At 65.6% G+C, this 16,663-nt stretch carries 17 protein-coding genes and 2 pseudogenes; 4 read left to right on the top strand and 15 right to left on the bottom strand.

Annotated features, from left to right (window positions below; genetic code table 11):
• Positions 1-141: 141 nt before the first annotated feature.
• The 3 genes and pseudogenes from Q0326_RS00315 to Q0326_RS00305 all read left to right on the top strand — a co-directional run.
• Entirely contained in the window at positions 142-903 is a 762-nt protein-coding gene (locus Q0326_RS00315) for a hypothetical protein (protein WP_298685844.1), read from the top strand.
• On the top strand, positions 900-1,673 hold the full coding sequence (istB, locus tag Q0326_RS00310) for an IS21-like element helper ATPase IstB (protein WP_298685841.1): 774 nt from the start codon (positions 900-902) through the stop codon (positions 1,671-1,673). The genes Q0326_RS00315 and istB overlap by 4 nt, the downstream gene beginning before the upstream one ends.
• 141 nt (positions 1,674-1,814) lie before the next feature.
• Positions 1,815-2,255 (top strand): annotated as a pseudogene (locus tag Q0326_RS00305) (AAA family ATPase); the annotation flags it as partial.
• A 24-nt stretch (positions 2,256-2,279) separates the two neighbouring features.
• On the opposite strand, the gene Q0326_RS18035 reads toward Q0326_RS00305, so the two are convergent.
• The 15 genes from Q0326_RS18035 to Q0326_RS00235 form a co-directional block, all read right to left on the bottom strand.
• Positions 2,280-2,831: a TonB-dependent receptor gene (locus Q0326_RS18035; RefSeq protein WP_363303454.1), complete on the bottom strand. Its 552-nt coding sequence runs from the start codon at positions 2,829-2,831 to the stop codon at positions 2,280-2,282.
• Positions 2,753-3,361, bottom strand: coding sequence for a hypothetical protein (locus Q0326_RS18030; RefSeq protein WP_363303456.1), 609 nt, complete (start codon positions 3,359-3,361; stop codon positions 2,753-2,755). The genes Q0326_RS18035 and Q0326_RS18030 overlap by 79 nt, the downstream gene beginning before the upstream one ends.
• The gene (locus Q0326_RS00295; protein WP_298685838.1) at positions 3,358-4,557 is read right to left on the bottom strand and encodes an IS256 family transposase; all 1,200 of its coding nucleotides are present in this window, start codon (positions 4,555-4,557) and stop codon (positions 3,358-3,360) included. Before Q0326_RS00295 ends, Q0326_RS18030 begins: the two co-directional genes overlap by 4 nt.
• A gap of 35 nt (positions 4,558-4,592) precedes the next feature.
• A complete protein-coding gene (locus Q0326_RS00290; RefSeq protein ID WP_298685835.1) occupies positions 4,593-5,150 on the bottom strand; it encodes a hypothetical protein in 558 nt (185 codons plus the stop codon).
• Positions 5,108-5,620 (bottom strand): hypothetical protein, encoded by a 513-nt coding sequence (locus Q0326_RS00285; protein WP_298685832.1) that lies wholly within the window; start codon positions 5,618-5,620, stop codon positions 5,108-5,110. The genes Q0326_RS00290 and Q0326_RS00285 overlap by 43 nt, the downstream gene beginning before the upstream one ends.
• Positions 5,621-5,685: 65 nt before the next feature.
• The gene (locus tag Q0326_RS00280; RefSeq protein ID WP_298685829.1) at positions 5,686-6,348 is read right to left on the bottom strand and encodes a GDSL-type esterase/lipase family protein; all 663 of its coding nucleotides are present in this window, start codon (positions 6,346-6,348) and stop codon (positions 5,686-5,688) included.
• Positions 6,349-6,350: 2 nt separating this feature from the next.
• Positions 6,351-7,520 (bottom strand): hypothetical protein, encoded by a 1,170-nt coding sequence (locus tag Q0326_RS00275; protein WP_298685825.1) that lies wholly within the window; start codon positions 7,518-7,520, stop codon positions 6,351-6,353.
• Positions 7,517-8,506 (bottom strand): phosphotransferase family protein, encoded by a 990-nt coding sequence (locus Q0326_RS00270; RefSeq protein WP_298685822.1) that lies wholly within the window; start codon positions 8,504-8,506, stop codon positions 7,517-7,519. Before Q0326_RS00270 ends, Q0326_RS00275 begins: the two co-directional genes overlap by 4 nt.
• Positions 8,503-9,690 carry an MFS transporter gene (locus tag Q0326_RS00265; RefSeq protein ID WP_298685819.1) on the bottom strand — a complete coding sequence of 396 codons (1,188 nt, stop codon included), beginning with the start codon at positions 9,688-9,690 and terminating at the stop codon, positions 8,503-8,505. The genes Q0326_RS00270 and Q0326_RS00265 overlap by 4 nt, the downstream gene beginning before the upstream one ends.
• 38 nt (positions 9,691-9,728) lie before the next feature.
• Positions 9,729-11,234, bottom strand: a complete 1,506-nt coding sequence (locus Q0326_RS00260; RefSeq protein ID WP_298685816.1) for a class I adenylate-forming enzyme family protein — start codon at positions 11,232-11,234, stop codon at positions 9,729-9,731.
• 13 nt (positions 11,235-11,247) lie between these two features.
• The gene (locus Q0326_RS00255; RefSeq protein WP_298685813.1) at positions 11,248-11,541 is read right to left on the bottom strand and encodes a hypothetical protein; all 294 of its coding nucleotides are present in this window, start codon (positions 11,539-11,541) and stop codon (positions 11,248-11,250) included.
• A gap of 22 nt (positions 11,542-11,563) precedes the next feature.
• The gene (locus tag Q0326_RS00250) at positions 11,564-12,787 is read right to left on the bottom strand and encodes a CoA transferase (RefSeq protein ID WP_298685810.1); all 1,224 of its coding nucleotides are present in this window, start codon (positions 12,785-12,787) and stop codon (positions 11,564-11,566) included.
• A 101-nt stretch (positions 12,788-12,888) separates the two neighbouring features.
• Complete coding sequence (locus Q0326_RS00245; RefSeq protein WP_298685807.1) at positions 12,889-13,686, bottom strand: enoyl-CoA hydratase/isomerase family protein; 798 nt, start codon at positions 13,684-13,686, stop codon at positions 12,889-12,891.
• Between the two features lie 10 nt (positions 13,687-13,696).
• Complete coding sequence (locus tag Q0326_RS00240) at positions 13,697-15,895, bottom strand: acyl-CoA dehydrogenase (RefSeq protein ID WP_298685804.1); 2,199 nt, start codon at positions 15,893-15,895, stop codon at positions 13,697-13,699.
• Positions 15,892-16,131: a ferredoxin gene (locus Q0326_RS00235; protein ID WP_298685801.1), complete on the bottom strand. Its 240-nt coding sequence runs from the start codon at positions 16,129-16,131 to the stop codon at positions 15,892-15,894. Before Q0326_RS00235 ends, Q0326_RS00240 begins: the two co-directional genes overlap by 4 nt.
• A gap of 225 nt (positions 16,132-16,356) precedes the next feature.
• Between Q0326_RS00235 and Q0326_RS00230 the strand changes: the two are divergent.
• A pseudogene (locus Q0326_RS00230) lies at positions 16,357-16,663 on the top strand (hypothetical protein); the annotation flags it as partial.

Raw genomic sequence — 16,663 nt, 5'->3', positions numbered from 1 at the left:
CGGCCGGCTCTCCCGAAGGCGTCGATATCGACCAGGTGTAGGGCGACGTGACATTCGGGAGTTAAGGCGACACCCACCTTTACGAGACGTCGCCTCCGGCTGAGCTATCTGACGAGATCCTTGAGGGGTTTCGGAGGGAATATGAGCCGGCTCGATCTGGAGGCTCGAATGGCCATCAAGACCTTGTCAGGAAAGACGACGAAGACGGAGATTGCCCGGCTTCTGGGCGTGAGCGAAGGCGCGATGCGCTACCACGTATCGCGGATGAAGGCGGAAGCGGTCGACGGGCGATCGCGGCAGTTGTTCAAAGCTCAAAAGCTTGCCGAGGCGATCGAGCACTGGCGGGGCCAGCAGCAAGGCCCTCTCAATCTCAGTCTTTTGTACCAGTGGCTGCGCACCGAGAAGGATTATGACGGCAGCCTGCGATCGGTTCAGCGTTTCTGGAAACGGACATACCCTGCGCCGGCAATCCGGGCGCGTCGCCGTGTGGAGACGCCAGCCGGCGCTCAAGCCCAGGTGGACTGGGCGCATTTTCCCGGCGTTGTGATCGGAGGCGAACGGACTGATTTGCTGGCGCTGCTGATGGTTCTGTCCTGGAGCCGCAAACAGGCGATTGTGTGGGCGAAGTCCAAAGATATGTTGTCATGGCTGACATGCCATTCGGCGTGTTTGACGCGGTTGGGCGGCGTCCCTGCGACACTACGGATGGTCGCAGTCCATGCACGCAGAACCGCCGAACTCCTCGTTATCGAGCAGGCTCACTATGATGGGCCGGGTACCGATCGTGTCACAGCGCCACCACCGCTCGGACGAATGGGCGCTCGAAATCAGGAGCTGGCGTCAACGGCGGTCGCGTACAGGTCGATCGATCTGTACGCCGCGTTGGCGGAGGTCGCACGATGAGCGCGCCCCGTCTGGACATCGACGCCACCCGGGAAAAGCTGCTGGCGCTCGGGTGTAGCCACGCGGCCGAGAAGTTCGGTCGCTTGCTGAGCGACGCCGTTGCTCGGGATATTCCTTCTCACGCCTTTGTGGATCTGCTCCTGGAGAGCGAGATTTCCGGGCGCGAGACGCGGCGGATTGCGGCGACGTTGAAGATGTCGGGACTGCCGACCGGGCAAACGCTCGAGAACTTTGACTTTGCCTTTCAACCGGCAATTGAGCGCTCCCGCATCGACACGCTGGCCACGGGCGCCTGGATACGCAACGCCGAGACGGTCCTGATGCAAGGACCGCCCGGGGTCGGAAAGACGCACCTTTCAATTGCGCTGGGCACCCGTGCTGTCGAGCTCGGCTTCTCCGTCCTCTACTATCGTTTCAACGAGCTGATGGTCGCGCTCAAAGCGGATGCGGCCTTACCGCCGTCACGCCTCAGGCGTCGTCGCTACATGAATATGGCGCTGCTCATCATCGACGAATTGGGCTTCGAGCCGATGGACCGCGAGGAAGCCAGTCTGTTTTTCCGGCTCGTAACCTATCGGTACGGCCGTGGTGCCATCATCATTACGACGAACAAGAGTATCCGGGACTGGACCGAGTTGCTCGCCGGCGACGAGGTGCTCGCGACCGCCATTCTCGACCGCCTACTGCACCGCTCAAACGTGCTGAACATCAAAGGCCGGTCGTACCGCCTGCGCGACCTCGAGGCCGCGCTCAAACGCGTCGACGCATAAGAGCTAAAGCTATTCCGGACGTGCCGCCCCGCGGGGCGGCACGTCCGGAATAGCTGCCGCCTGGATTCGTAAAACTGGGTGTCGCCTTAGCCCGTAAATCTGGATGTCGTTTGACACCAGGCGCAGCTCGCGCGTCCTCTTGTCATCGTGGACGAGGCGGACCGCCTTTCCATCAAGTCGCTGGAGGAATTGCGCGATCTATCTGATCGGCACCGCTTTGGCCTGATCTTGATGGGCATGCCGGGGCTGGAGAAGCGGCTTGCTCGCTACGCGCAGTTCTACTCGCGCATCAGGTTCGTCCACGAATTCAAGCCACTCACCGAGACAGAAATGCGTCTGTTGCTGGCGACCCATGCAGCCGACTTCGGGATCAGTTTTGATCCCACACAGCTCAACGCGATCGAGGCTCAGGCGGCGGTGATCCGGATCACGCGAGGCAACTTCCGGCTGATGGAACGTCTGTTTGCGCAGATGCGGCGGATCATGACGCTCAACCGCGTCGAGGATTTCCACGCCGACATCGTGCAGGCCGCCCGCGATTGCCTCGTGATTGGGTCGGCAATTGACAGATACGCTGATTAGAACGCCGCCAAATAGCGTGCACGTTCACACCTGATGACCGGCCAGACTTGCAAACAGATCGACTAGTGCGAGCGACTTCGTCTGCAGGAAGTTGCCGTTAGTGGGAAAATTGCAGAAGTTCGGATTCTTGCCCTGGAAGTTCACGTTGAAGCGGAAATAACCGTCGAAGCTGGACGTGAGCGGAATGTCGTAGCTGCCGTTGGCGGTCGCCTGGAACGGCGCCTGCGTGTTCAGCGTCTGACCCTTGGCGGACTGGGAGAAGTTGATCGAGTTCGCCCCCGTCAGTGCCGCCGTAACCGTGCAGGGGATGAGTCCGCCCTTCGATTCGTTCTTCGAGTAGCTCAGGTTGAGCCCGAGGGAGAGTTCGGTGAACGGCTTCGCCGCAATTTCCCGGTCGGCGCCGCGCACGCGCGAGCCGATATTGCGATAAAAGGCGATGCTGGTCAGGGAAGCCTGGCCGGACACGCTGTTGAAATACGGTATACCGGAGAACGCGGTCAACTGGTTGCCATAGTTGATCTGGTAGACGTCCGCATTGATACGCAGACGACGGTCCGGGGTCGTCTTGACACCAATTTCGTAGGACGTCGCCCGTTCGGCTCGGGAATCGTCAGGTTCGAGGGCAGGCCGGTGTTGCTGATTGCCGGAAGCCCCGCGCGGAACGACGTGCCGGTCGTCGCATAGACGAGAACGGCATCCGTGAACTTGTGCGACAGCGAGAAATTGTAGAGCGCGTCGGAATATTTGTTGTTGAAGTTCGACGCGGAATTGCCGACCCCGGCCGGGATCAGCGCATCGCAGAACCCTGGATAGTTGCTGTTGACCAGCCCGGTGACGAACACGCCGGGAATACCCGCGCAAGGGAGACCGCCGAGTGCGGACAACGGCGTCGCCACGCCACGTGTTGCGCCGGTCTGGACGTTGAGACGCGTATCGTCCTGGTCGCGAAGAATGCTCAGGCCCCCGCTCAGTTCGGTCGCATCGTCGAGATGGAAGCGTACGTTGCCGTAGAACGAGTCGAACGACTGCGCAGATCGTGTTCCACGGGGTGGTGTAGCTTCGGCGGCGCGGCCGCAGCGATCTCCGGCTAAGCCGGGGTCGATCACGCTGCCATGGCTGGCAACGTGATGATGTGATTATCGCTCAAACCGGAGACGCTCTCAAGCGTCATGTACCTGCAGCGCTGGACGGACCATTCATCATTCTGTTCCAGTAGGATAGCTCCAACGAGGCGGATGATCGCCTCTTCATTGGGGAAGATGCCGACGACGTCGGTGCGGCGTTTGATTTCCCCATTGAGCCGCTCGATCGGGTTGTTGCTGTGCAGCTTGGTGCGATGCTGGGCGGGGAAGGTCATGTAGGCGAGCACGTCGTCCTCTGCGCTGTCCATCAGGGTCGCGAGTTTGGGCACTGTGGGCCGGAGCTGGTCGGCGACGCTGCGCCACTGCGCCTTGGCAGCTACAGGCGTTTCCTGGGCGAAGGCGGTGGCGATGAACGCGGAGACGACACGACGTCCGCTCTTGCCCGCATGCGCCAGGGCGTTGCGCATGAAGTGAACCCGGCAGCGCTGCCAGGTTGCGCTGAACACCTTGGCAACCGACGCCTTGATACCCTCATGGGCGTCGGAGATTACGAGCTTCACGCCGCGCAGCCCCCGCCTGGCAAGGCTGCGGAGGAAGTCGATCCAGAAGACTTCAGCCTCGGAGTGCCCGATCGACATGCCGAGCACCTCGCGACGGCCATCGTCGTTGACGCCGACCGCGATGGTGACGGCGACGGAGACGATCCGTCCATTTTGCCGCACCTTAAGATACGTCGCGTCGATCCACAGATAGGGCCAGTCACCCTCGATGGGTCGGTCGAGGAACGCCTTCACGCGGACGTCGATCTCCTCGCACAGTCGACTGACCTGGCTCTTCGAGATCCCGCTCATTCCCATGGCTTTTACCAGGTCATCGACGGAGCGGGTGGAGATTCCCTGGATATACGCCTCCTGGATCACGGCGGTCAGCGCCTTCTCGGCGAGGCGTCGTGGCTCCAGGAAGCCCGGAAAGTAGCTGCCCTTGCGTAGCTTGGGGATGCGCAGCTCCACCGTGCCTGCACGCGTCTCCCAGTCGCGCTCGCGATAGCCGTTACGCTGCGCAAGCCGCTCCGCGTCCTTCTCCCCGTAAGCAGCGCCGGTCAGGCCGCCCACTTCGAGCTCCATCAGCCGCTTCGCGGCAAAACCGATCATGTCGCGCAGGAAATCGGCGTCCGGGCTCTTCCCGTCCATCGCCTGAAGGTCCATCATATCCTCGGTCATCGGTGTCTCCGTAAGTTGAGTGTTGCAACCCAAACTTATCCGAAGTTCGCCGATGACCACCCGCGAAACTGCCCGTCCGCTACAGCGCTTGTGGATAGCGCGCGGCCGGGCAGCTTCGCTACCGTCGACCTACACCACGCCCCGGGACGTGACCACTGCGCCAGATAGATCAGGCTGCGAACCGGCAGGACATACCGACTGTCGGGCGTCGTCTTGACGCCGGGACGCGTCCCGGGCGCGCCGAACGCGCCACCCAGCGGCGTCAGCGAATAGATGTCGGTCCCGAAGAAGATCTCACCATGCGAGTGCTTCTGGAACCAGCCGATGTCATAATCGAATGGCCGGTTCTCATCGCGCTGCGACGACAGGCGGATCTCCTGCGTCTGGAAGAACTGATGCGTCGAGTTGCCCGTCGTATCGTAGGGCTCGAAACCGGGCAGCATGTTGGCGAAGTCGTTGATCTGGTAGCTGTTTCGTTGCCCCGGCATCTGACGACCGTAATTGTACGTCAGAGTCTGGCCGGCGACTTCCCAGCTGGCATTGGCGGTGATCAGGTCGGGCCGCGACGTGTTGCGCGTTGGACCATCCTGCACACCCAGACACTGGTCGCCACGAATAGCGGGAGCATTGAAGTTCGCCGGAATGCCCGCCGCCGCGTTGCTGGGCCTGCCCGTGCCCGCGACTTGCTCGAATACCGTCGAGCCTGCCGCCGGCGCTGGTACATCGCGCCGATCGAGATCGTGTCGGTGGGCTGCAGCAACGCACTGATGCGATAGACTCGGCTGCGGAAATCCGGATCGACGCTGCTGTTCGCGCTTCTCACGCGATTTGCGTTCGAATCCTCGATGTTCGCCGCGGCACGCGGCGCGAAGACGCCCTTGATGATGGGGATGTTGATCGCACCCTGCGCGACGCGATGGTCGCCCTCGCCATATTGCAGCTGAACATAGCCGCCGAACTCGTCGAGGTCGGGACGACGCGTCGTGATCGTGACCGCGCCGGAGATCGACGGCGCGCCACGCGAGGTGCCCTGCGGGCTGCGAAGCACTTCGATCTGGCCCACGTCGAACAGGGTCTTCAGCGTGCTCGAGGGATCGAACGGCGCTTCGTTGAAATAGATCGGATGGGCTAGTTTGATACGCCCGGCATATTACCGGTTCGCGCGAAACGCGTGAGATGCGGGCGCAGCACCTCAACCCACGCCGCATATCCGGCAACCGACAGGTGAAGGCCGTCATCGGTCAGGTCGCGACGGATCGCGCCGTCGCGATCGGCAAGCGCGGAGAAGACGTCGACATAGGTCGCGTCGTTCGCCGTCGCGATGTCGCGATACTGCGCGTTGAGCGCGACGATGCGATCGCGAAAACGCGTTGATCGGGGCATGACGCTGTTGACGAGAAGACACGCGTTCGGAGCCATCGCGCGGATCGTGCCAACCAGCGTGCGGCATTGATCCGCGATGTCGTCGATGCCGGTCGATCGCCCGAGCCCGTGCAGGTCGTTCGTCCCGATCAGCAGCGACACCGCGACGGGATCGACGATCGCGCTATCGAGCCGCCGCTGGACGTCGCCGACCGCTTGGCCGCCGATCCCGCGATTGGTCGCGGCGAGATCGGGAAACCAGTCCTCCCAGGCTGTCCATTCGGTGATGCTGTCACCCAGGAAGACCACGCGACCGGTTGTCCTGGGCATGGCGGCGAATTGCCGTTCGCGCTGCGCCTGTTCCGACCGCAACATTCGGCGCAGCAGTGGCGCGGCGGTCGGCAGGATGCGATCGAGGTTCACGGGCATGGCTATTCGAACGTCACGCCGGGATACTCGCCGAGGATGATGCTCTCCATGTCGCCATAGCCGCCGTTCTCGCCCTCGCGGATGCGGACCGGGCGGTCGCGGATCTGCCATTTGTAGTTCTCGGCGGTCTTTTCGGGCGCGTTGACGTCGTCGATGCATTCGCCGTCGAGCACGTCATCGCCCTTGTAGCTACCATGGATCTGCCCCTTCCACCGACCATAGAGGCCCGGGAGCAGGCGGAAGCCCATATCGGAGTCGATCGCCTCTATCTCGAACACGCGACTGATCGTCGTGCCGCGTGGCCCCGCAATCACCGCGGTGACACGCCCGCGCAGCGCCGCGCGGTCGCTGCGGCGATAGACGATCTCCGGGTGGAAATGCAGGATCGGAATCTGTCGGCCATCGGATTCGTTGATGTAGCCCGAGAAGAAGTCGGGCACGTCGTGACCGCCAAGGTCCCGGAAGTAATAGGCCAGATCGTAGGATGACCCGTCGGGCCGCTCGATCCGCGACACCAGCCAGTTGAAGTGGAACGCGGTGCCGGTCTTGTCGCCGCCGCTGCCGCCCTGATGCCCGGGGACGAGATCGGTCGGATCGAGCCCGACATGCTCGCGCACGCCCCAGCTGTGATCGCGAAAGCCGTACCAGTCGCCCGGCTCAACCGCGATGCGTTCGCCATCGATCTCGATCCAGCCCGAGGCGGTTCCGGGCTGGTGATAGCGGATCACGTCCGAACCGGTGCGGCCGTTGGTAATGACCGTGTCGCGCTTTTCGAAGAAGGCGGGCATCGTTGCGTGGAATGTGAGGTCGTAGGCGATCGGCTGTGCATCGTTCGGCGCGAGCGTAAGGCGCAATTCCTCATACGGCCTGACGATCTCGAGCCGTAGCGGCCCCGCCGCCATCTCCTCGCCGCGCGGCAGCAGCACGCGGCTGGCGCGCACGGTGTATTGCCGCGTACCGCGCTGCACGCCTGCGAAGCCGTCGATCACGTTGCGGTTGGTGTATTTGCCGAGTCCGAAGCTTGCCTGCAACGCGCCGTCCTTGCGCATCAGCGTGAACCAGCATTTCTCGGTCCAGTTGCGATCGGGGGTGACGACGGTCGCGTGCGTGTTAACGATCTGGTGATTGAAGTATTCGTCCGCGGGTGTCAGCGGGGCAATCGTCGGGATCATGCGGCGTCTCCGGTATAGGCGTCGAGCATCGCGCGCATCGCGGCCTGTGAGGCATCGAAATAATTTCTAAAGGCGGCGAACTTGGGGTCGCTGCTCGCGCCGGTCGCGATCATGTGGATGCCCTTAGCCATGATCGTGCAGAGTTTGCCGATCTGTGCGATCTCGTGCCATTCGACTCCCGCCGCCGATCGACTCGAGGTCTGCTCCCAGCAGTCGATCACGCCGGCGCGATCGAGCATCCCCGACTGCGCCGGGCCGCGCGTCGCGCCGTGGAAGGGGCTGGCGAAGAAGAACAGCAGGTAGCCGAGATCGGACAGCGGCTCGCTGTTCAGCGCCATCTCCCAGTCGAGCATCGCCGAAATCCGACCTTCGTCCCACATCAGGTTCGAGATCTTGGGATCGCCGTGGACAAGCGACGGCGCGCCGCTGACCGGCGCGGACAGCGCCAGCAGCCGGTCGTAGAGGTCGACCAGCTCGCCCGCTTCCGCCTCCGCGGCGACACCGCGCCAGCGCCGCACATAGTCCTCCGCGCTGACCGCAGGGCCCAGCACGTCGAGCGTCGGCAGCGTCGCCAGCCGCGCGAAAGCGGCGATCCAGTCGCGGCACATTTCGGTACGGCGCTCGGGCGGCACGTCGGTGAACCACGGCTGCATGTCGAGATCGTGCAGCGCCTCACCCGGCACCAGCCCCATCACGAAGAACGGCACGCCGAGCACGGCGGGATCGTCGCCGATATGCGTGATCGCGGGTACGGGTGGCGCACCCGGCATCTCGCCCAGTGCGCGGTAGATACGTGCCTGACCGAGCACGTCGTGCCCGTCCAGCACCGCGCCCGCCGAGGGCGGAAGGCGCAGGATTGCGTCGAGCCCCTCGAGCCGGTAGGTTTCGTTCGAGAAGCCGGTTGCGAGCGTCCGCACTGCGGTCAGGCGCTCGCCGCCCGGCAGCAGCGTGACCAGTGCCTGCCGGATGCTGTCGGTATTGGTCATGCAAGCTCCCAGGAAAGTTCGCTTACCGGCCCGACCAGCCACAGCCAGCTGGCTACCGCGGCGAATGCGAAGGCCGCGGCGGCAACGAACGCGGCGAGGAAGTCGCCGGTCGCATCGACCAGCGCACCGGTGACGATTGGCGCGACGACGCCGGCGAAATTGCCCGCCATGTTCTGGATACCCATCCACCGCCCCGCGGCGCGGCGGCCGGCCAAGTTCTGGCCGACGGTGAAGATCATCGACTGGCACAGTCCGATACCGCCGGCCATCAGCGTCACGCCGACCAGCGCGCCGTCGCCGGTGCGCGTCCCCGCGATCAGCAGACCGACGATGGCGATGGTGAGTCCACCGACAAGCGGCGCCTGTCGCGCGACTGTCAGCGATATGCCACGCCGGATCGCCGCATCGGACCCCACGCCGCTCGCGAGCGCCATGCCTGCCTGGATCAGATAGATCGCGCCGCTCGCCCAGCCCATACCGGTCAACGACAGATGCTGTTGCTGCGTCAGGTAGAGCGGCAGCCAGGTCAGCAGCATGTACGCCGGATAGGCGTAGCAAAACTGGCCGAGGCAGGCGCCCCAAAGCCGCGGCTCGCGCAGCAACAGTGCATAGCTGACGGGTATGACCGGTTCGTCATGTCGGTCGGGCGCGGCGGTTTTTCGGTACAGCAGCCAGGGTATGAGCCACAGCAACGATACCGCGCCGAGCGTGACGAACACCGCGCGCCAGCCCCAGGTCGCGAGAATCTGCGCGCCGACGATCACGCCGAGCGTCGGCCCGAGCGCGAGCCCCATCATGCTGACGGCATTGGCCTTGCCGCGCTGGTCCTCGCGCGCGCGGTCGGCGATGATCTGCGCGGTCGCGGGAAAGATCACCGCCTCGCCCAGGCCGAGCACTAGGCGCAGCGCGAAGAGGCTCGCGAACCCGACGGCAAGTCCGCACGCGATCGTCGCCACCGACCAGGTCGCGACGCCCACCGCCAGCACGACGCGCGTCGGATAGCGCTGCGCCACCCATCCCGCGAGCGGCTGCGCCAGCGCATAGGTCCAGAAAAAGGCGGAGAGCAGCAACCCCATATGCTTGCCGTCGAGCCCGAACCCGACCGTCAGTACCGGCGCGGCGGTGGAGAGGCTACCGCGGTCGGCGTAGTTGAGCAGCGTCGCGAGGCCCAGCAGGACGATCATCCTCGCCCCGATGCCTGCGGGCATCGCGGGGCGGCGGTTCACGCGGGCCGCTCGAACAACAGGCGCACCTCGCGGCGCAGCAATTTGCCCATCTCGTTGTAGGGTAGCGCATCGACGCGGACGATCCGCTCGGGCACGCGCGACGAGCGCAGCCGCTCCCGAACGAGTGCGCGGATCGCGTCGTCGTCGGGTGCGTCGGGGGTGCAGGCAATCGCCACCGCCACCACCTCGCCCCATTCCGCGGACGGTACGCCGACCGCGGCGACGTCGCTGATACCGGGGTGCGCGACCAGCACGTCTTCGATCTCGCCAGGCGAGATGTTCTCGCCGCCGCGCACGATCACGTCGTCGGCGCGTCCCGACAGGAACAGATAGCCCTCGGCATCGAGATAGCCTGCGTCGCGAGTCGGGAACCAGCCGTCAGCATCGAGTGCGCTACGCTCTCGATACTGACCCGACACCTGGTCGCCGCGGACGTAGATTTCGCCGGGGGTGCCCGCCGCGCAGACGCGACCGTCCTCGTTGCGGATCTCCAGTTCGATCGTCGGCAGCGGTTTGCCGACCGAGCCGAGCCGGGCCTTGACCGCAGGGTCGGCACTGACTTGCGCGTCGCGGTGCTCCTGCGGGCCAAGCAGCGCGACGGTCGAACTCGTCTCGGTCAGGCCATAGGCGTTGGTGAAGCCGGTGTCGGGAAACAGATCCAGCGCGCGCGCGATCAGCTCGGTCGGCATGCGGCCGCCACCATAGGCGATCGCGCGAAGGCGCGAGAGGCCGGCGGCGGCTTCGGCGTCGAGCGTCTCGACGACCCGCGACAGCATCGTCGGTACGACGAATGCGTTGGTGCAGGCTTCGCTGGTGCACAGCGCGATCCAGTCCTCCGGACTGAAGGCGGGGAGCAGCACGATGCGCCGCATCGCGTAAATCGACGAAAGCAAGGCCGCGATCCCGGCGATGTGGTAGGGCGGTACGCTGACCAGCGCCGCTTCGTCCGCGTCCGCCGCGCCGAACTCGACCGTGCCGAGAATGTACGAGACCAAGTTGGCGTGCGCGAGGATCGCCGCCTTGGGCGCGGCGGTGGTACCGCTGGTGAAGAGCTGGACGGCGATGCCCCCATTATCCTCGGCGCCTTCGTTCGCCTCCCGCTCGGGGTCGGCGGCGGCTTCGGCGGCGGCGACGAACGCGGCGCGGTCAAGCGCGGTATGCCCGGCGTCGGCGGCCAGCTTCGCGACGCGTGCGGTGTCGCCGACGATATAGGCCGGCGCGATCCGCGCGGTCAGCGCGCCGAGATCCGCATCCGCCAGCCGGTAGTTGAGTGGGCAATAGGGCACGCCCGCAAGCGCCGCGCCGAACAGCGCGATCGGTGCTGCCTCGCTGCCCGTATCGAGCAACGCGACGTGGGTCGCACCGCTGTCGGCGATCGCCGCCGCTGCCCCGGTCGCGGCGTTCCACAGCTCGCCATAGGTCCAGTGCCGGCCGTCGCAGGTCAGCGCGACGCGGTCGGGCTCGGCGTCCGCCGCCATCTTGAGGAGGAGCGAGATGTCCATGCGCGCGTGCCCGTCAGTCGGAGGAGGGCAGGGGCTTGGCGTCCTTCAGCAGCAGCGCGACGCCGTCGAGCGCCAGGCTGCCCTTGCCGGGCTTGATGCACAGCAGTTCGATCGTGCCCGCCGCATCGGTGTATCGCTTGCCCATCTTGGTACCGTCGGCGTGCGCGGGATCGATCTCGGCCTTCTTGGCAGGCTTGTCGTCGCCCATCGGCGCACCGCCGCAGCTGACGGTGCCGCCGGCGGGGGCCTTGATGACCATCACCTCGGTATCGTCGACCGCGCTCTTGAGTTTGCTTCCGGCTTTCATGACGTGTCTTTCGAATGCAGGCTCAGGCGATCGCGCCCGAGGCCTTGAGGCTCTCGATCCGGTCCCATTCCAGTCCCAGCTCCATCAGGAACAGCTCGGTATGTTCCGAGGCCTGCGGCGCGCGCGTGGTCTGGACGGGTTCGTGGTTGAACTGGACGGGATTGCGAACGAGCTTGAGCGGCGCGCCCTCGTCGGCGTCGACCTCGATCAGCATGTCGTTGGCGATCGCCTGGTCGTCCGAGGCGAGGTCGAGCAGGCTCTGCGCGGGCGCCCATTGTCCGGTATAGGTCTTCAGATGCTGACGCCAGTAGGCGAACGGCTGCGCGACGATCGCCGCGGCGACGCGCGCGCTGACCTCCTGCCACTTTTCCATCAGGAAGCGCCCGTCGAGATATGCGGGATCGGCGGCGAGATCGTCGAGCCCGAGATGCTCGAACAGGCTTTTCGCGTACGGCCCCGGCGTCAGCGTCGTGAAATTGATGACGCCGCCGTCCGAGGTGGTGAAGTTGCCGAGGAACGGGTTGCCCGGGAACGCACCCGACTGCGGCATGCGCGCCTGCGCGGAGATGCCCGTCTCGATCGCCTGGTTGACCGCAAGGCCGGTCGACCACCATGCGGTTGACAGCAGCGAGACGTCGAGTTCGACCGCCTCACCGGTGCGTTCGCGGTGGAACAGCGCAGCGGAGATGCCGCCTGCGATATAGGTGCCGCCGATCGTGTCGCCGAACGCGCCGATCGGCTGCATGATGACGCCGTCCAGCTCGGGCGGGGTGACCGCATGCGCGATGCCGCCACGCGTCCAGAACGCGGTCGAATCGAACCCGCCCGCCTCGCGCTCCTCGCCCTTGTCACCGAACGCCGAGCCGCGCGCGTAGATGATGTTCGGGTTGGCGGCGCGGATATGCTCCAGGTCGATCTTCAGCTTCTGCCGCGCGGCCGGCAGATAGTTGGTCAGGAAGACGTCGGCGGTCTTGGCGATCTCGTAGATCAGCGCTTGGCCCTCCGCGGTCGAGATGTCGACGCCGACCGAGCGCTTGCCGCGGTTCGGATGCTCGATCATCGGGTTGCGGTTCGGATCGACCTTCACGCCACCCATGTTGATGAAACCGCGCTGCGTGTCGCCACGCGTCGGATGCTCGATCTTGATGACGTCAGCACCCCAGTCGGCCAGCACCGCACCGGCGGCGGGGACGAAGGTGAACTGCGCCACCTCCAAGACCCGAACGCCCTTCATCACCTGGGTCACGCCAATTCCTCTTATGTTCGTATGCGTAACTATCGCGTCGCGGGGCCCCGGCCTAGCGCCGAGGCTGCTCCCGCCGGACTGATCGCGCCCGCGATGACGCGTCAGCGCTTGGCGCCAATGCCCTCGACGTGGCGGCGCAGTTCTTCCTGGTAGCTCGGCGCCAGCATCAGCGCGCTGTTCGTCAGCCGCTCGACCGCCGCGGCCTGATCGACGCCGAGATCGGCGGCGAGCTCGATCGCGATCTTGGCGGCGCCCATCATCTCGCCGTTCTGCTGCGTCAGGTGGCGACAGAACGCCATCACGTCGTCCTCGAACGTCGCGTCGGGGAAGACTTCGTGCACGAGCCCCATGGTTAGCGCACGCTCGGCGGTCGCAGGCTTGTTGGCCATCACCAGGTAGCGCGCCCAGTGCGTGCCGACCACGCGCGTCAGCCGGCTGACGCCGTTGGTCGCAGGCAGCGCGCCGAACTTGGCCTCGGGAAACGCGTAGCCCGCGCTCGCCGCGGCGAGGCGGAAGTCGCAAGACAGTGACATCTCGAGGCTGCCGCCGACGCACATCCCCTGATGCGCTACGACGAACGGCTTTTCGACATGCTCGATCTCGTCCCATATTTGCCGCATCCGGCTGGGGAGGCGGCGATGCATCTCGCGGATTCCCGACCCCGTCGCCGGCATGCCGCCGCCCGCGCCCTCGCGCAGGTCCGCCCCGGCCGAGAAATAGCGCCCGGTCGCGCGGATCAGCATGACCTTGAGGTCAGGCGTGTCGCGGAACCGCTCGACTTCCTCGCCGAGCGCGTGCGTGAGCGCGAGGCTCATCGCGTTGAGCTTGTCGGGCCGGTTGAACGTGGCGATCAGGATGCCGTCGACATCCTCGACCAGCAGGTGCGGGGCTTCGCTCATGGCAGGCTCCTCAGGCGCGGGTGCGCGGCAGGCCGAGCGCGCGTTCGGCGATGACCGAGCGGTGCACCTCGCTGGTGCCGCCATAGATCGTCGTGCCGTGCGCGTGGCGATAGCATTGGTTGATGAACGCGGCGGCGCCGGGACGCTTCGACAGCGACAGCGGCGCGGTCAGGTCGAGCAGGTCGCGCGCGTCGTCGGTGAACTTTTCCGACGAGAACAGCTTGGCCATCGGGCCGAAATACATCGCGCCCTTTCTCTCGATCGAGCCCCATTGCGCGCGGTAGCCGATCATCCGCGCCGCCCACATGTCCGCGGTCGCGCGCGCTAGGCGGCTCTGCGCGTCGGGCTGGTCGATCAGTGGCTTGCCGTCGACGACGATCTCGCGCGCCAGCGTCTCGGCCGCCTCGACCAGCTGCTGCTGTACCTTGTCGAACCCGCCGCCATGCTCGAGCTCAAGCGCCGCCGACATCGTCCGCACGCCGCCGTCGACCTCGCCCAGCCGCCAGCTGTCGGGAATGCGGACATTGTCGTAGAAGGTGATGTTGGTGCGTTCGTCCTGAAACGTGTGCACCGCCTGGATGGTGACGCCGTCCGCCTTCAGCGGCACGACGAACATCGTCAGCCCCTTGTGCTTGGCTACCTCGGTATTGGTGCGGCACAGCATGAGCACGTAGCTGGCGAGATTGGCTCCGCTGGTGAACATCTTGGTGCCGTCGATCCGCCAGCCATTACCGTCCGAAATTGCCTTGGTCTGCGCGCCGAACACGTCCGAGCCCGATTGCGGTTCGGAATAGCCCAGGCTGCAGATGACCTCGCCATTCACGATATGCGGCAGCACCTCGCGCTTCAGCTCGTCCGATCCGAACTTGTGGATCATCAGCGCGACCATCGACGCGACGCCCGCGGCGGGCGTCAGATACCCGTTGTCCTCCATCGCGTGATGCGCGGCGATGCTGGCATAGCCGCTGATCTCGCGCCCGCTGAGCTCGGGCGGAAGACCAGGGAACAGCAGCTTGGCCTCGGCGAGCTTCCTGTGTACCTCGGGGTGGTAGCCCTCCCACGAATAATGGAAGGTCTCGCGCATCTCGGGCGTGACGTTCGCGGCGAAGAACGCGTCGATCTCGGCATGCACCGCCGCCGCCGCCTCGCCCAGTTCGAAGTCGATCGGCATCGCGCCCACATCCAGCCGGGTTGCGGTCTCGCCTGCATAGAGGCGGCGGCCGGCTTCGGCGAGCAGCCGCTGTGGATCGCCGAGCACCAGCGGCCAAGCCTTGGCGCGCAAGTTGTACAGGTAGATGTCGTATTCGGTGGTGAGGCCGTAGCCGCCGAAGGTGTGGAGCGCCTGCGTCACCGCGCGCGCGCCGTGCGTAGCGTTCCACCACAGCGCGAGCGACGCGCCAGCCCCCGCCTCGGGCTGACCGTCAGCAGCGTCGCGGATCGCCTTCCACACCAGCAGACGCCCGCCGTCTACATGCGCGAGCAGATCGGCGAGCGGGTGTGATATCGCCTGGAACGTACCAATCAGCTGGCCGAACTGCTTGCGCTCGGACGCGTAGGCGGACGCGAGTTTCAGTGCCTCCCGCGACAGCCCGGCTAGCCCCGCGGCGACGAGCAGCTTCCATTCCTCGAGCCCCGCCGCGAACGCGGTCGTCGCCTCCGCGCCCGACCCGATCACGTTCGCATCGAGTGCGGTGAAATCGATTTCGGCAAGCGGGGTGAAGGCGAGGTTCTCCTCCGCGTTCCGTGCGCTTGCCGGCACCGCCACCAGCACGACCTCGTCACCACGCCGGGCGACGACTGCCTCCGCGACCGCGCCGCCCGCGATCCATTGACTGGGCTGCGCGGCGATGTCGTGCAGCGCCAGTCCGACGATCGCGTCGCCCGCTGTCAGCCGGCCGAGCGTCTCGCTCTCGCCCAGCGTCGCGAGCAGCCGCGCAGCGACGATCGCCTCGACGATCGGGCCCGAGGCGAGCGTGCGCCCGACCTCTTCCATGATGAGCGCGGCGTCGAACGTGCTTAGGCCCAGCCCGCCGGCATCCTCGGGGACGCGAAGCGCGAATGCGCCCATCTCGGCAATGCCGCGCCACAGATCGGCGTCGAACCCCGACGGCAGCGCCGCCCGCACCCGCGCCATGCTGCTATGCTCGTCGAGGAAACGCGCGAAGGTCTCGACGACCATCGCCTGGTCGTCGGTGGGTTCGAAGTTCATGTACGGGTCAGCCCTTCTACCGGAGGCCAGACCTGCTGGCCGGTTTCGTCGTTCACGAAGATGATGCGTTCGGGGCAGGCGCGTGCCCCGTTCTTCGCGTCGCGCTCGCGATCGGCGGGCACTTCGAACCCGTCGGTCGCGATATAGCCTTCGTCGTCGAGCGGATAGAGATCCTCGGCAATGGCGAAGCAGCGAGCGTTGCCGACGCACTGCGCGCGTTCGATGCGGATTTTCATAGTCGTTTCCACGCATGTCCGGCCAGCGTTGGCCGGGTTCACGACATGGCTAGAGCGAAACGCGCGCGTCCAATCAATCGCCCGTCTCCGAAATCGCCAGAGCGATCGAACCGGATCGCTGCGGCGGTATCGGGATCGCAAGCTTGCCTGTCGGGAACATCGGTAGGAAAAGCTGTCTCGAACGCCGTATGTCGGCATGTCTCACGAAAAGGATCTGTGCGCGCCATGGAATCGGGAAGCCCCACCGATACGCTGCATCCCCCCGTCGAGCTCAGTGCTGTGGCGACCGTCCCTGACCATATCAGTCCGGAGGCGGTCTACGACTTCGACCTGTGGCTCGACCCTGCGCTGCTGCGCGATCCGCACGCCCGCGTGCGCGACCTACTCGACAACGCGCCGCCGGTGTTTTGGACGCCGCGCAATGGCGGTCACTGGATGGTGACCGGGCATCACGAGAACTACGTCGTATCGCGCGACACCGAGACGTTCTCGAGCGAGCTGTTCCCGCGCGCGATGGTCGACGGGCTGCGCC

The organism is uncultured Sphingomonas sp. (assembly GCF_937859915.1).
Classification (GTDB): Bacteria; Pseudomonadota; Alphaproteobacteria; order Sphingomonadales; family Sphingomonadaceae; genus Solisphingomonas.
Note: the sequence above shows the minus strand (reverse complement) of the source record. Positions and strands in the feature narration are given on the sequence as shown.

Excerpts from the sequence above, each read along its gene's own strand:
- Q0326_RS00315 (WP_298685844.1), top strand. The coding sequence starts at position 142 with ATGAGCCGGCTCGATCTGGAGGCTCGAATGGCCATCAAGACCTTGTCA.
- Q0326_RS00295 (WP_298685838.1), bottom strand. The coding sequence starts at position 4,557 with ATGACCGAGGATATGATGGACCTTCAGGCGATGGACGGGAAGAGCCCG.
- Q0326_RS00265 (WP_298685819.1), bottom strand. The coding sequence starts at position 9,690 with ATGATCGTCCTGCTGGGCCTCGCGACGCTGCTCAACTACGCCGACCGC.
- Q0326_RS00270 (WP_298685822.1), bottom strand. The coding sequence starts at position 8,506 with ATGACCAATACCGACAGCATCCGGCAGGCACTGGTCACGCTGCTGCCG.
- Q0326_RS00240 (WP_298685804.1), bottom strand. The coding sequence starts at position 15,895 with ATGAACTTCGAACCCACCGACGACCAGGCGATGGTCGTCGAGACCTTC.
- Q0326_RS00255 (WP_298685813.1), bottom strand. The coding sequence starts at position 11,541 with ATGAAAGCCGGAAGCAAACTCAAGAGCGCGGTCGACGATACCGAGGTG.
- Q0326_RS00235 (WP_298685801.1), bottom strand. The coding sequence starts at position 16,131 with ATGAAAATCCGCATCGAACGCGCGCAGTGCGTCGGCAACGCTCGCTGC.
- Q0326_RS00245 (WP_298685807.1), bottom strand. The coding sequence starts at position 13,686 with ATGAGCGAAGCCCCGCACCTGCTGGTCGAGGATGTCGACGGCATCCTG.
- istB (WP_298685841.1), top strand. The coding sequence starts at position 900 with ATGAGCGCGCCCCGTCTGGACATCGACGCCACCCGGGAAAAGCTGCTG.
- Q0326_RS00275 (WP_298685825.1), bottom strand. The coding sequence starts at position 7,520 with ATGATCCCGACGATTGCCCCGCTGACACCCGCGGACGAATACTTCAAT.
- Q0326_RS00260 (WP_298685816.1), bottom strand. The coding sequence starts at position 11,234 with ATGGACATCTCGCTCCTCCTCAAGATGGCGGCGGACGCCGAGCCCGAC.
- Q0326_RS00280 (WP_298685829.1), bottom strand. The coding sequence starts at position 6,348 with ATGCCCGTGAACCTCGATCGCATCCTGCCGACCGCCGCGCCACTGCTG.